The sequence below is a fragment of the Synechococcus sp. OH20 genome (assembly GCF_047502685.1).
Taxonomy (GTDB): Bacteria; Cyanobacteriota; Cyanobacteriia; order Thermostichales; family Thermostichaceae; genus Thermostichus.
On the sequence record NZ_JANSIQ010000037.1, the window covers coordinates 98,990 to 112,443 of the forward strand.

The following is a 13,454-nucleotide window of genomic DNA, read 5'->3' on the forward strand; positions in this document are numbered from 1 at the left end:
TGTGTGATGAGCGAGAAGAAAATCGGCAAGAATGGTGGCCGAGCAATCTAGGGATCCCCAATGGCTGCAAAATCCAACCCCTCGACCTGCCGGCGCAACTTCGGGAAGCTGGGCATCTTGCTGGCGGCCATTCTGCTGCTGTGGCTCCTCTGGGGAGCCCCGGCAGGCAGCCAAACCCGTCTCAATTTCAGCAATGCCGATCTGCAGGGTCAGGATTTGTCCGGCCAAGATTGTCGGGGCAGCAGCTTTGTCGGGGCCAACTTGCAGGGCGCCGATCTGCATGGGGCCAACCTTGCGGGGGCGGCATTTACCAAAGCCAATCTGGCAGAGGCCAATCTGTCGGGCGCCGACTTGAGCAATAGCCTCTTGGATCTGGCCAATTTGGCCGGAGCCGATCTCAGGGGGGCCAACCTTACAGGGGCGATTGCCGCGCGAGCGGCTTGGCAGGGGGCGCAGATTGCCGGCGCCGATTTCAGCGAGGCCTACGTGGATCGGGCGGCTCTGCGGCAGTTGTGCGAGCGAGCCGAGGGATCCCACCCCGTGACAGGCGTTGCCACTTGCGAGAGTTTGGGCTGCCCTCAGTGCAAAAAGTGACGCCTGCCGGTGCAGACCATGGCAATACCGGCAGCGTTAGCGGCAGCGATGGAATCGGCATCCCGAATGCTGCCTCCCGGCTGAATGATGGCGCGGATCCCGGCCCGGACGGCTGCCTCCACACTGTCGGCAAACGGGAAAAAGCCGTCGCTGGCCAAAACCGCTCCCGCCGCCCGCGCGCCGGCCTGCCTGAGGGCGATCTCCACGGCCCCCACCCGGTTCATTTGGCCGGCCCCAATGCCCATCGTCTGTCCCTGCCGGGCGACAACAATGGCGTTGGATTTCACGTGCTTGCAAACGATCCAGGCAAACTCCAGATCTGACCACTCTGCCGGGGTGGGCTGGCGCTCGGTCACCACCCGCCAGGACTGTTGGCGGTCGGATCCCTGGAGCCGGTCCGCCTCTTGCACCAGGAAGCCCCCGGCCAGGGTGCGAAGGGTCTGGGCCGGCCCCACACAAAAGTCCGGCAAGACCAAGACCCGCAGGTTTTTTTTGGCCGCCAGCTGCTCAGCCGCCTCTGGGGTGCAAGCGGGGGCAACTACACATTCCAAAAAAGGCTCCGCCAGGCGCTGGGCGGTCTCCCGATCCAAGGTTTGGGTAAGGGCGACGATGCCCCCAAAGGCCGAGACCGGGTCGGCAGCCAGCGCCGCCTCCAGGGCAGCAGCCAGCGATGGGCGCACAGCCACGCCACAGGGGTTGTTGTGCTTCACCACCACCGCCACCGCCTGTCCGGGGTCGTGCTCGCCGGCCAGACACAGGCTCAATTCCGCCGCCAGAGCGCGGGCCGCCTCCAGATCCAGCAGGTTGTTGTAGCTTAGCTCCTTCCCTTGCAATTGTTGGGCCCGATGCCAGCCGGGGGCAGCCGGATCCACCACGTACCAAGTGGCAGCTTGGTGGGGGTTCTCCCCATAGCGCAGGCGCTGCCAGGGGATCCCTCGCAGTTGAAAAACAGGTTCGGGAGCGGTCGGGGGAGCTTGAGACTGCCGGGCCAGGTAGTTGACGATGGCGCGGTCGTAGGCCAGCACCTGCTCAAAAGCCCGACGGGCACACTGAAAGCGAAACGCCAACTGCTCCGTTTCCCCATCCCCGCCGGATAACAGTTGTAAATACCGGGGATATTGGCTGGGATCCGTCAGCACCGTAACGTAGGGATAATTTTTGGCTGCCGCCCGCGCCAAAGTGGGCCCGCCGATATCGATTTGCTCAAAAGCTTCCGCCAGAGACACCTCTGCCTGCGCTACCGTCTGCTCAAAAGGGTAGAAATTGACCACCACCAGTTGGATGGGAGGGATCCCCAGCGCCTCCAGATCCGCTTGGTCTGCGGGATGATCCAGACGGGCCAAAATGCCGGCGTGAATGCGGGGGTGCAGCGTCTTCACCCGTCCCCCCAGGATCTCTGGCGCGCCGGTGTGGGCCGAAACAGGCGTGACCGGGATCCCGGCTTCTGAGAGCACCTTGGCCGTGCCCCCGCTGCTGAGCAGTTGAAAGCCGTGCTCCTGGACAAGGGCCTGGGCCAGCGGGATGAGCCCGGTCTTGTCGGAAACACTCAACAAAGCTACAGGATTCTGAAGCAGCATCGGACGGCGTGATCAGTCAAAAACAGCTCAGCGCCCCCACAGCATACCGCGTCAGCCGCCCCATCTTCCGAGTGACTTGGATTTTTACAGACCAACACCTCTCTTGCTAAGAATATTCTGAGCCGCCGCCAACCTCATCCTGCCGAGCTTTTTCCCGCTCTTGGTTGAGACGGGCTACTTGGGCTTCTAGGTCTTGGATACGGTGCAGCAACTGCTCGATAGCGCGCCCCACCGGGTCGGGCATGAGATGGTGGTCTAAGTCGATGCCATGGGCAGGGATGCGGCGTTGATGGGGTGGGATGACCGCCCGCCCTGGGATCCCGACCACCGTCATGCCGGGAGCCACATCCTGAATCACGACCGCGTTGGCCCCGATCCGGGCTTTTTCGCCAATGCGAACCGGCCCCAAAATCTTTGCCCCCGTGCCGACAATCACTCCGTTTTCCAGGGTGGGGTGCCGCTTGCCCTTGCTCCAAGAGGTACCTCCCAGAGTGACCCCGTGGTAAAGGGTAACATCGTCGCCAATCTCCGCCGTCTCGCCGATCACCACCCCACAGCCGTGGTCGATGAAAAAGCGCCGCCCAATCTGGGCTGCCGGGTGAATTTCGATCAAGGTGAAAGAACGAGCGAAGAAACTGATCACCCGCGCCAGAAAAAACCAGCGCCGTTTCCATAGCCAGTGGGCGATGCGGTGCAGAAACAAAGCATGCACGCCAGGATAGGTGAAAATCACCTCCCAGCGATTGCGCGCCGCCGGATCCCGCTCGAAGACGCAATCAACATCTTCCCAAAATTGCTGCCAAAACCCCAGCTTTGGCTCCGGCTTGCCGGAAGGGAGAGCATCGCTCGCCTCAGTTTGGGAGCTTTCCACCGCCGGCTGCGAGGACTCCGTCTCGCTGACGCGATTGGCCTTTGTCAGCATGAATGGTCTCCGTTGAGGAACCTCCACTGCTTCCCCTTCTAGCATTTTTTGCCAGCAGCCAGAAGCGATCTCCCGCGCAAGGGGGATCTCTGCCGGATTAAGCTCAAGCAAGCTTCCTTCTACCTCAAGCCTCTACCCAACTGCTGAGCCACCAGTTGCCCAATCGCCTGCGCGGCTCCCGGCCTTCCCCCCAGCCGCTGCAATTCCGTCTGCATCTGCTGGCGTCGTTGGGGATCCTCCAACAGAACTCGCAGTTGTTCGGCCACGGCCAGCGGGCGCAAATGGCCCCGCAACTCCGGCACCACCTCTTGCCCGGCCCAGATGTTCGGCCAAGCCAAGTGGTTTAGCCACCGCAGGGCAATCCTGTTGATAAGGCGAGCCAACCCCGTACCCAGGCCAGGCAGGCGGGCCAGCAGGCCGAGGATCCCATCCCAGGCGCGCATTGCCTCCAGCTTGTTGGTGGGGATCACCACTACCATCGGCACCCCCAAATAGGCCAGCTCGGCGGTGTTGGCACCAACAGTGGTCAGACAGAGATCGCAGTTGGCCAGCACAGAATAGGCAGGAAAGCTTGTCCACAATTGCACAATGCTGCCAAAGGGGGTGACAAATTGGGAGCCCAGATTGGTTTGCTCCAGGATGGCCGAGGTGCCATAGATTACAGCCATGTCGGGGTTGAGCTTAGGATGGGCATAGCCGGCCAGCGACTGAGGCGTTTGTCCTGGGGCCACCGGGATCACGAAGCGGACATTGGGCAGCATCTGTCGCAGCTCATCGGCTACGGCCAACACCAGCGGTACCCCCAGAGAAAGCTTGGCCGGTTTGGAGCCGGGGAGCAATCCCACCTGATAGTGGGTGCGGTTGCCATCGCTCAGGCGCTGCCAGCCACGCGGTAGCCATTCTCCATCGCTGCAGCGGTGCTCCACCCGTTCCAGCGCGGTCTTGGCAGGCTCCATCCCACTGACAGGGCTGGGAGATGCCTCTTGGAGCGGGCCGAAAACTTGAGTTAGGGAAGAAAAACCCGCCGTCGGTTTGGCGGCAGGCGGCTGTGGGGATCTGCTGCCAAGCCAGCCGGGAAGGGGCACCCCCGGCAAATAGACGGCGCTGGCCACGCCATCCGCCATCAAATCCCCGACCACGTGCATCTTCTGGGCCCAGCGGTGGCCCAGGAGGCGTCCCCCGTCGTAGCGGCGTTTGATCGCCTCTGTTCGCAGGGCAAAAGCGTCTACCCAAGGTCGCCAACGGGGCCGATGTTCAGCATAGACCACCAGTCGATAGCCCAAGCGGCGAGCGATCCAGACGGCAAAAAACTGATCCCCCCCCAAAAACAGCACCACCCCTCGCCTGGCCCAATCCCAGGCTTCTTCGGTTTGGCCGGTGAGCAAAAAAGCCAGAAAAAAATCGGGATCCTGTACCCGATCCACGTCGATAAACGCTTGGGCTATGCTCATCTCTTGCCCGGAAGCATGGGGGCAAGGGGCAAGCACCAGAGAGAGGCGCGCCTGAGGCAATTGCTGTCGCAATTCCATCACGACTGGACGCACCCAGGTGGTCAGCTCTCCAGGGCCGTTTGAGAGGATGAGAATGTCATAGGGCGGCTCGCTGCCACTCAGGAGGGCCATCGGGGGCTGAGATCCTTGGAGTTGTCGTCATTGTACAGTTTGCTTGTGGACACGGGCCGCCTCCGCCTGGTTGGCAGGCTGCCGGGATCTAGGGCCTGCAAATTCAGGTTCCCCAATAATCCCAATCCAACGAGCTTGAAAAAGGATCCCTTAGGCCAATAAGGATCCCCCGATCATCCCCGCCAGCAGGATAAACCCTTGCACCACATTTTGGCCGAAGATGGCCGGGTACAGGGTGGGAGGGGGATTGACCTGGTAAAGCTGCCAGGTTTGCCGGGCCCAGAGGAGGGCAGCAATGGCCAGGTTGAGGAAATAAACCCAGTGCAACCTCAGGCTGATCCCCACCCCCAACAGAGCGATGGCGGCACCCAAAAAAAACAGTCCCACCGCCGTCGGCGTCTGTCGCCCGAAAAAACGGGCGCTGGAGTGGATCCCGGCCCGTTCATCGTCTTCCCGATCCGAGAGGGCGTAGACCGTATCAAACCCCAACGTCCACAACACCGTGGCCAGCCACAGCCAGCCCAACCCTTCCTCCCATAGGGGCGTGTTCGGGTCTTGACCGCTCACCGCCGTCCAACTGATGAGCACGGCAAATCCCCAGGCCAGGGACAGCACCAGTTGGGGCACCGGAAACACCCGCTTGGCCGCCGGATAGAGCAGAATCACCGGCACTGCCGCCACACAAAGGGCAAAACTGACCGGGTTGAGAAACAGCGCCAGCCCTGCCGCGCAGGCCAAACTCAGCAGGGCCATCAGGATCCCGACGCCAACCGTCAGCTCCCGGCTGGCCAAGGGGCGGTTGCGGGTGCGCTCCACCAGTGGATCCAAATCCCGATCCCAAAGATCGTTAATGACACAGCCCGCTCCACTGGTGGCCAAGCTGCCCAAAATCAGGATCCCGATCAACGGCCAGGGGGGCGTTCCCCGCCCGGCCAAAAAGGCCCCCCACAGGGCCGGGATCATCAAAATCAATCGCCCTGCCGGCTTGTGCCAGCGCAGCAGCCGCAGAACGGCCCCGCCGGTGGCCCAGAGTGGGGCAGCCATAGCCAGTTTCCGGCCCAAAAGCGTGAGTTGCCGAGGGGTGTGGGCTTGACATCCTCTCCCGCTAGGCCCCGACGAGCCGTAGAGGGGAGATTCCCAGACTTCACGATCTGGGTTTCCGCTTCCTTCCCCTGCGAGTTTTTCGTAGTTGCCCTCTAGACTCATGTCTATCAGGTCTTACACTCACTCCACAGACTGTCACCGACTGTCCAGCAGCCAAAAGGTTGATGGCAGCATTGATATCCCGGTCATGGTGTGTCCTACATTGAGGTCACTCCCCTTACACAGCCCAGGGTTTCTTGCTCAGCAGTTGGGAAGAAGCGGTAGCGGAAGGCTCGTTCAGCCACACCTCACACTATAGCGCAGCCGATGTGAGGCTATCCTACTATTTGCTGGGTTCAGGGATATTGTTCGCGTTAGCGATGTGTAGCACTAACCCAAGACAAGAAGCCTCAAACTTACAGACTCGAGCCTAGGCCTACATAGGAACCGTAGAAGAAAAGCCCGACCACAGTGAGCACTCCCAAACCGGCAATTACGGCTACTATCCACAGAGGAATCCTTGCTTGACTGGTCATAGCAACTGGTCTCCAATAGAAAAAGACAAAACTGGCAGAAATTGCAGCCTCAAGTAAAAGAAATAAGGGCCAGCCAGAAGCCAACGTTGCTCCTTCTTGCCCTCTCTCAACCCCAAGAGCAGAATAATGTAACTCTGGCCTCAGTTGAGAAAGTAGCTAGAGAACAACAGCCCAACCACGAACACCAACAACAAACCCAGGTACAGGGAAGTGCGGTTTAGCTCCACCGGTTGGGTGTTGGGATTCTTTTCGGGTTGATCAGCCATTGGGTTCACCGTTGAATAAACTGCATCGCAGCAATAGCTCCCAAAAAGAAAACAGTTGGGATCGCCAAAGTGTGCACCGCCAGCCAACGGACGGTAAAAACAGGGTAGAAAACAGGTTCGTCAGATTTGTTGGCCATAGGTCTCATCCTACGCAAAAAAAACGATTTATTTACAAATTGAAACAACAAGTGGCTTGCCTGCCCGCAGCCCCTCCTAGCGAGCTAGCCTCTCCAACTGCTCCAGAGCATTGAAGCGGTCGCTGACAATCGGCAGCTCCTGCCGCTCTGCCGTGAAATACTCATTGGGACGCGGGGTACCGAAAATATCATAAGCCAGGCCCGTGCTCACAAAAAGCCAGCCTGCCAAAAACAAAGCGGGAATGGTCAGTGCGTGAATGACCCAGTAGCGGACACTGGTAATGATGTCGGCAAAAGGTCGCTCTCCGGTGCTGCCAGCCATGAAACTCCTCCCTGGGGTAAGGGCAAAAGTGCTTTCTGAACTTTCCGAGTCTATAACACAATGATAAGGATTTGGATGCACAACTACAAGTTATGAGGCAATTGCTCAGGCCCTTTGCCGCCAGGCCAGATCTCACCCGCATAGGTAAAATCTCTTAGTGGATCCCTGCGGCGAGCTTTTGCACTCGAGTTTTGAGAATCCCACTGCCAAAGGGCGCAATCCCAACTGGTATCGAAGGCTTGAGGACACGGCGGAAGTTTGAGATAAGCTGGCCCTGAGGGGATGTCAACGGAACAGGAGTAACAGCTATGCGGTGCTCGTGGCCCCTAGCTCTGAGTTTGTGTTGGACGCTGGGCTGGTCGAGCGTCAACCTGCCGGCTTGGTCTCAAGGGGTGGAGCAGCAAGCCTCGCTGGCCTGGGCCGATGCCTACGTGGCGGCGCTGGAGCGTCAGACGGATCTGGTGCTCACCCAGGAGCCGCTGTCGGCCACTCTCACCCGACTAGAATTGGCCCAGTGGCTGACGGAGTTTTTCGGCTACATCCCCAACCCCAACCAGGTGCAAGAAATTCGCGATCTCGAGCCCAATACCCCCGACTATTGGACGGCCCAGGCGGTGTTGCAGGCGGGGGCGATGCGCCTGTACGAAGGCAACGAGTTTCGTCCCCAAGGAGATCTCACCCACCTGGAAGCCCTGGCCATTTTGGTGCGGGCCCTGCAACTGCCTGCTCCCAACCAGGCCGATATTGAGCGCTGGATGGCTCTCTACAGCGATGCTGCTGAGGTGCCGGAGGTAGGGCGGGCTTTTGTGGCCATGGCGGGTGAAGCGGGGCTATTGGTGAATGTGCCGGATCCCGCCCGGCTGCGGCCCAATCGGGTGCTGAGCCGAGCTGAGGGGGCGGTGCTGTTACATCAGGCGTTGGTGTATCGCGGTCAGCTTCCACCCTTGTCGCCTCCGGTGGCGCAGTTGCGACCTTCTCCCGCTGCGGTGGCTGAGACCGTCCAACCCGAAATCTCACAAACGCGGGTTATCCCTGAGTCGGGAGTGGTGCCGGCAGGGAAAGCCTTGACCGTTGAGGCCCAGGGCACTCCCAACGGCAGGGCCACGGTGGATATTGGCGACCTGGTGCGGGGTTTGCCCATGGAAGAAGTGCAGCCCGGCTATTACCGCGCCGTTTACACCCTTGGCCCTCAAGACAGTGCCTTTGGCCCCGACATCCGCATCCAACTGAGTCTCAATGGAGTCAGTACCCGCGTTCAGCGGCGGCTCCCTCAACTGGCCCTGGGCAATGTCGCTCCCCCGTCGGTAGAACCGGTGTTACCTGCTTCTGTCCCTTTGCCGCAGCCGGCTACCCCCGCTCCTCTGACCGCAGCCGGCAACCGCTCTCCACGTATTGAGGCGATTCGACTGGATCCCCAGCGCGACCTAGTGGAAGGGGATATCCTCACCATTGCCATCTGGGGGGACTCGGGAGGGATCGCCCAGTTTGATTTGGGGAATCTGGCCCTGAACCAGCCGATGCGGGAGGTGCGACCCAACCACTACGAGGGCACCTACGTGGTGGCCCCCACCCACCAAGCCAGCAACCCTGTTTTGCGAATTGTGCTCAGCAAAGACGGCCTCAGCCAGGAGTACCGCGAGATCTTCCCTTTTGCAATCGATGGATCCAAGGGAACCCGCTCCACCATTCAGCCAGCTTCTCGGCCTGTCGCTGCTGGGCCGCCTCAGATTTTTAGCATTACCACCAACAGCACCAGCCTGCGCATGGGCGAGATCCTCAAAGTGACGATGCGAGGGGATCCAGGGGGGCGGGCAGCTTTTCGCATCGTCGGGGTGACGCCAGAGGTGGAGATGCGGGAGGTGGCGCCCGGCCTCTATGAAACCCAGCAACAACTGCCCTTCAACATGCAGCCGGTCAACAACGGCCTCATCGAGGTGATCCTGGAGCGGGGCGGGCAAAGAGCCACCCAAACCAGCCCCTCGCCGATCACCATCGCTCCCTGAGCAAAACTTGCCGCGCAGCATCGCGAGAGCCTTATCCCGCTGGTGCAAACGGTAGCTAAAGGAATACGATCCGATTGCCCAGCTATTGGCGTTCACCGGCAGCTTGGTAGTTATAGCCATCTCAAATGGCAATGAAACATTTCTCTGCGTCGTCATTACTACGCAATGCTGTCGCTGACGCGCCGCTCTAACTCCCCTCTCCCTCTGGGAGAGGGGCTGGGGGTGAGGGCCAGTGGCAAAGTGTCTTCGTCTTGTTTGAAACGACTATATGCCCCTTGGCTAGACGGCTGCCTCAAAGGGATCCGCGCTGCGCTGAAGCTGGGTGGATAATTTGGGAATCACCTGCAGCTTGAACTGTTGCTCGAAGGCCTTTTTCTTCTCGTTCAAGCTCCACAGCTCCAGGGCACAGTCGTCGTTGGGATGCCTGGGATCCAAAATCAGCTCCATCTGGCGGGGGCCTTCTCCCAGAAGCTGAAAGCGGCAGTGGAGCCCTTGGATGGCCTGCAGGCGGCGGCGATCCAGAGCACAGGCCATGCGCAACAAGGGGCCGAGTTCCAACACCACTTGGCGATCCCGCTCGTCGCTGAGGCGCTGGAAGTTCTCGTGCTTCTTCTTGGGGGGCGACTTGCGGTGGTAGCGGGCCAGGTTGGCGATCACCTCCACCTCTTCTTCGTTAAAGCCCAACAGCTCCCCGTGGCGGATCAGATAGTAGGAGTGCTTGTGGTGGGCGGCATGGCTGATGAAGTGGCCGCAGTTGTGCAGCATGGCGGCCGCCCAGAGAAGAGCCCGCTCCCGGGATCCCCAGGAGTGCAGGATGCCGCGGGTTTGATCGAAAAGGCTGAGGGCAAACTCCGCCACCCGCTCGGCATAGGGGATCTCCACCTGATATTTTTCCGCCAACTTGAGGACGCTGCGCCGCCGCACCGAGCTGTGGTAGCGCAGCCGATCTTCAATGAGCCCCTGGCCGATCATCCAATCTACGATCAGCCCTTCCCGCAGCGCCCGCTCGCAAAACTGGATCCGCTCCACCCCCAGCAGGCTCATCACCTCCTCCAAGATGACCGCCCCGGCCAGGATGATCTCCCCGCGTCTTTCTCCCAGACCGGGCAGCTTTTGCCGCTCGGCTACCGTGAGAGAGCGCAGCTCTTTGACATAGCCCCGCAGGGCTTCCAGGCTGAACTCATACCCCTGCAGGCGAGTGGGGGGAGCACCCAACCGGCGGCGGGCATCCAACTGGGCCAGGCACTCGATGGTGCCGGAGGTGCCCACCAAGGTCAGGGATCCCGGCTGTTGGGAAGCAGCAACGATGCGCCTCATCTGCTCGATGGGAGCTTCCAGCATGCCGCGGATGTGTTGTCGCAGGGCCTGCAGCTCGGCAGGGGTGGGTGGGTCGTGGCGCAAAAACGCTTGGGTCAGGCGCACCGCTCCCACCTTGATGCTGCGCAGGAACTCCGGCTCTTGGCCGTTGCCCAGAATCAGCTCGGTGGAGCCGCCACCGATATCCACCACCGCGTGCAGCCGGTTGTGGAACTCCATGGCCGAGAGCACGCCCAGGTAGATGCGGCGGGCTTCCTCCTGGCCTGAGATCAGCTCTACCCGCAGGCCCAGCTCCCGCTCGATCCGCTTCAAAAACTCCGGCCCATTGGGGGCTTCGCGCACGGCACTGGTGGCCACCGCAACAATATCTTGCACCTGAAAGCTTTCAGCAAGGCGGCAAAACCGCTCCAGAGCCACCCGCGCCCGTTCCATGGCGGCAGGCGTCAGGGCGCCTGTCTGGCTGCAAAACTCTCCCAGGCGGACGGTGGCTTTTTCGCGGGAGATGATGGTGAAGCTGGGGATGTGGGGGTTGATGCGCACCACCACCATGTGCAGGGAGTTGCTGCCCACATCGATGGCGGCGATAACCGGAGCAACTCCAGATTCAGAAGAGGAGACCGGTTTCGCTTCAGAGGCGGCGGCAGAGCGTTCGGCAAGGTTGGCGAGCGAAGAGACCATGAATCGAAGGGGTTGCCACACTTCTAGAATACTGTGTGCTTTCCCCCCTTTTTCCTGGCCGGGTTGTGGGCTGAGGTTCGAGGGGGCAATTCCCCCTGCCTGGGATCCCGTCTGCCCTGGGCTCAGCCTAAGATAGGGACACGGATAGTCGTTTTTTTGTCGTTAAGCGGGTTCCGATGTCTCAACCAGCCGCGTCGCCTCAGCAGGCCAACAGCCCTCTCAAGCTGCTGCGTACCCACGAATCTCCCAAGCTGGAGCGCATCCGCCACACCACTTCCCACGTTTTGGCGATGGCGGTGCAAAAGCTGTTTCCCAAGGCCCAGGTCACCATCGGCCCGACGACCGACTACGGCTTCTACTACGACTTTGACCATCCCCAGCCCTTCACCCCGGAAGATCTGGAGCGCATCAAAAAAGAGATGCAGGCGATCATCAAGAAAGGATTGCCGGTGATCCGCGAGGAGGTGAGCCGGGAAGAAGCCAGGCGCCGCATTGAAGCCCTCGGCGAGCCTTACAAGTTGGAGATCCTGGACAGCATCCCCGAAGGCGGGCCGATCACCATCTACCATCTGGGGGACGAGTGGTGGGATCTCTGTGCCGGCCCCCACGTGGAAAACACTAAGGAGATCAACCCCAAAGCTTTTGACCTGCTCAGCGTGGCCGGCGCCTATTGGCGGGGGGATGAGACCAAGCCGCAGCTCCAACGCATCTACGGCACCGCCTGGGAGACGCCGGAGGAGCTGAAGGAATACAAGCGGCGGCTGGAAGAGGCCAAACGGCGGGATCACCGCAAGCTGGGCAAGGAGCTGGGCCTTTTCATCTTTTCCGACGAGGTGGGGCCGGGCCTGCCCCTTTGGACCCCCAAAGGAACTACCCTGCGCTGGGTGCTGGAGGATTTTCTCAAGCAGGAGCAGCTCAAGCGGGGCTATCTGCCGGTGGTGACGCCCCACATCGCCCGCGTGGATCTGTTCAAGATCTCCGGCCACTGGCAAAAGTATCGAGAAGACATGTTCCCTATGATGGCGGAGAATGAGCAGGCGCGGGCGGCAGAGCAGGGCTTTGTCATGAAGCCGATGAACTGCCCTTTTCACATCCAAATCTATAAATCGGAGCTGCGCTCCTACCGCGATTTACCGCTGCGCTATGCCGAATTCGGCACCGTCTATCGCTACGAACAATCGGGAGAGCTGGGAGGGTTAACTCGCGTTCGCGGCTTCACAGTGGACGACGCCCATTTGTTTGTCCGCACCGATCAGTTGGAAGAAGAGTTTCTCAAGGTTGTCGATCTCATTCTGGTCGTTTTCGAGAAGCTCAGACTCAAGGATTTTCGCGCCCGCCTCAGCTTCCGCGATCCCAAATCCGATAAATATCTGGGATCCCCGGAAGAGTGGGATATGGCCGAAAATGCCATTCGGCGAGCGGTGGAGAAGCTATCAATGCCGCATTTTGAAGGGATTGGGGAGGCGGCTTTCTACGGGCCAAAGCTGGACTTTATTTTCCGCGACGCGCTGGATCGGGAGTGGCAGTTGGGCACGGTGCAGGTAGATTACCAAAACCCGCAGCGCTTTGATTTGTACTATGTAGCCGAAGACGGATCCCGGCAGCGGCCGGTGATGATCCACCGCGCTCCCTTTGGCTCGCTGGAGCGGCTTATTGGGATCCTCATCGAGGAATATGCCGGGGATTTTCCTTTCTGGCTGGCACCGGAACAGGTGCGCATTTTGCCCGTTTCCGACCACTACCTGGGCTATGCCACCCAGGTGCGGGATCACCTGCGGGAACAGGGGATCCGCGTCCACATCGATGCCGACAGCGACCGCCTGCCCAAAAAGATCCGCAACGCCGAGAAGGCCAGGATCCCCTTCATGCTCATTGTGGGAGAACAAGAACAGGCAACCGGCACAGTGAGCGTGCGCCAGCGCCACGGGCAAGACCTGGGATCCCTGACGGTGGCGGAGTTCCTGGCCCAGGCGCGAGCGCTGGACTAGCGGCGGTTAGGCTACCTGTTCCAGCAGCAGCTTCTCGTTTGAATCTGGTTGAAATGTCCATAGTCGTTTCAAACAAGGTTAAGACTCTTCGCTGCCGTCCCAAGCGCCCCGCGCCGCTGACGCGTTCGCCTTTGCCGGCAGGGGGTGTTGGTACCCCCGACCCCTCTCCCGCAAGGGGAGAGGGGAGCTAGAGATCAACCAGCAAGCTGTTTCATAACCGTTTGCAATGACTATAGTTACTTTGAACCGAGGTGAAACAGCCTGTCGATCTAAGCCGTTCTCCTGCCCATACGATTGTAGACAACAGCACTATCAACTGTAGCCCTTACTACAGTATTGCTTCCTTCATCGGAGATACACTTTTAGGCATCTGCAGCCTGACTCCAGAGCGACGGCTCAAGGATAGATC

Annotated in this window: 12 protein-coding genes; 3 read left to right on the forward strand and 9 right to left on the reverse strand. The window is 60.3% G+C overall.

Annotation, left to right across the window (positions count from 1 at the left end; genetic code table 11):
* Positions 1–60 precede the first annotated feature (60 nt).
* Complete coding sequence (locus tag NW826_RS08510) at positions 61–594, forward strand: pentapeptide repeat-containing protein (RefSeq protein WP_414336441.1); 534 nt, start codon at positions 61–63, stop codon at positions 592–594.
* Here the strand turns inward: NW826_RS08510 and purH are convergent.
* The 8 genes from purH to psbE all read right to left on the reverse strand — a co-directional run bounded on the left by purH (position 579) and on the right by psbE (position 7,059).
* The gene (purH, locus tag NW826_RS08515; RefSeq protein WP_414335126.1) at positions 579–2,171 is read right to left on the reverse strand and encodes a bifunctional phosphoribosylaminoimidazolecarboxamide formyltransferase/IMP cyclohydrolase; all 1,593 of its coding nucleotides are present in this window, start codon (positions 2,169–2,171) and stop codon (positions 579–581) included. The genes NW826_RS08510 and purH overlap by 16 nt on opposite strands.
* A 106-nt stretch (positions 2,172–2,277) precedes the next feature.
* Entirely contained in the window at positions 2,278–3,093 is an 816-nt protein-coding gene (cysE, locus tag NW826_RS08520; protein ID WP_414335125.1) for a serine O-acetyltransferase, read from the reverse strand.
* 119 nt (positions 3,094–3,212) lie between these two features.
* Entirely contained in the window at positions 3,213–4,715 is a 1,503-nt protein-coding gene (locus tag NW826_RS08525; RefSeq protein ID WP_414509899.1) for a hypothetical protein, read from the reverse strand.
* A 150-nt stretch (positions 4,716–4,865) separates the two neighbouring features.
* Complete coding sequence (locus NW826_RS08530; RefSeq protein WP_414509900.1) at positions 4,866–5,759, reverse strand: 4-hydroxybenzoate solanesyltransferase; 894 nt, start codon at positions 5,757–5,759, stop codon at positions 4,866–4,868.
* A gap of 455 nt (positions 5,760–6,214) precedes the next feature.
* Positions 6,215–6,334: a photosystem II reaction center protein J gene (locus tag NW826_RS08535; protein ID WP_414335132.1), complete on the reverse strand. Its 120-nt coding sequence runs from the start codon at positions 6,332–6,334 to the stop codon at positions 6,215–6,217.
* Between the two features lie 140 nt (positions 6,335–6,474).
* Positions 6,475–6,600 carry a photosystem II reaction center protein L gene (locus NW826_RS08540; RefSeq protein WP_011431223.1) on the reverse strand — a complete coding sequence of 42 codons (126 nt, stop codon included), beginning with the start codon at positions 6,598–6,600 and terminating at the stop codon, positions 6,475–6,477.
* Positions 6,601–6,605: 5 nt separating this feature from the next.
* A complete protein-coding gene (gene psbF, locus NW826_RS08545) occupies positions 6,606–6,737 on the reverse strand; it encodes a cytochrome b559 subunit beta (RefSeq protein WP_414335122.1) in 132 nt (43 codons plus the stop codon).
* 76 nt (positions 6,738–6,813) lie between these two features.
* Positions 6,814–7,059 carry a cytochrome b559 subunit alpha gene (psbE, locus tag NW826_RS08550; protein ID WP_414335121.1) on the reverse strand — a complete coding sequence of 82 codons (246 nt, stop codon included), beginning with the start codon at positions 7,057–7,059 and terminating at the stop codon, positions 6,814–6,816.
* A gap of 308 nt (positions 7,060–7,367) precedes the next feature.
* Here psbE and NW826_RS08555 point away from each other — a divergent pair, with 308 nt between their 5' ends.
* Positions 7,368–9,062, forward strand: coding sequence for an S-layer protein (locus NW826_RS08555; protein ID WP_414509901.1), 1,695 nt, complete (start codon positions 7,368–7,370; stop codon positions 9,060–9,062).
* 279 nt (positions 9,063–9,341) lie between these two features.
* Here the strand turns inward: NW826_RS08555 and NW826_RS08560 are convergent, their stop codons facing one another.
* On the reverse strand, positions 9,342–11,057 hold the full coding sequence (locus tag NW826_RS08560) for an HD domain-containing protein (protein WP_414368718.1): 1,716 nt from the start codon (positions 11,055–11,057) through the stop codon (positions 9,342–9,344).
* A 176-nt stretch (positions 11,058–11,233) separates the two neighbouring features.
* Here NW826_RS08560 and thrS point away from each other — a divergent pair, with 176 nt between their 5' ends.
* Complete coding sequence (gene thrS / locus NW826_RS08565; RefSeq protein ID WP_414509902.1) at positions 11,234–13,045, forward strand: threonine--tRNA ligase; 1,812 nt, start codon at positions 11,234–11,236, stop codon at positions 13,043–13,045.
* The last annotated feature ends 409 nt before the right edge of the window (positions 13,046–13,454 follow it).

Excerpts from the sequence above, each read along its gene's own strand:
- NW826_RS08510 (WP_414336441.1), top strand. The coding sequence starts at position 61 with ATGGCTGCAAAATCCAACCCCTCGACCTGCCGGCGCAACTTCGGGAAG.
- purH (WP_414335126.1), bottom strand. The coding sequence starts at position 2,171 with ATGCTGCTTCAGAATCCTGTAGCTTTGTTGAGTGTTTCCGACAAGACC.
- cysE (WP_414335125.1), bottom strand. The coding sequence starts at position 3,093 with ATGCTGACAAAGGCCAATCGCGTCAGCGAGACGGAGTCCTCGCAGCCG.
- NW826_RS08525 (WP_414509899.1), bottom strand. The coding sequence starts at position 4,715 with ATGGCCCTCCTGAGTGGCAGCGAGCCGCCCTATGACATTCTCATCCTC.
- NW826_RS08530 (WP_414509900.1), bottom strand. The coding sequence starts at position 5,759 with ATGGCTGCCCCACTCTGGGCCACCGGCGGGGCCGTTCTGCGGCTGCTG.
- NW826_RS08535 (WP_414335132.1), bottom strand. The coding sequence starts at position 6,334 with ATGACCAGTCAAGCAAGGATTCCTCTGTGGATAGTAGCCGTAATTGCC.
- NW826_RS08540 (WP_011431223.1), bottom strand. The coding sequence starts at position 6,600 with ATGGCTGATCAACCCGAAAAGAATCCCAACACCCAACCGGTGGAGCTA.
- psbF (WP_414335122.1), bottom strand. The coding sequence starts at position 6,737 with ATGGCCAACAAATCTGACGAACCTGTTTTCTACCCTGTTTTTACCGTC.
- psbE (WP_414335121.1), bottom strand. The coding sequence starts at position 7,059 with ATGGCTGGCAGCACCGGAGAGCGACCTTTTGCCGACATCATTACCAGT.
- NW826_RS08555 (WP_414509901.1), top strand. The coding sequence starts at position 7,368 with ATGCGGTGCTCGTGGCCCCTAGCTCTGAGTTTGTGTTGGACGCTGGGC.
- NW826_RS08560 (WP_414368718.1), bottom strand. The coding sequence starts at position 11,057 with ATGGTCTCTTCGCTCGCCAACCTTGCCGAACGCTCTGCCGCCGCCTCT.
- thrS (WP_414509902.1), top strand. The coding sequence starts at position 11,234 with ATGTCTCAACCAGCCGCGTCGCCTCAGCAGGCCAACAGCCCTCTCAAG.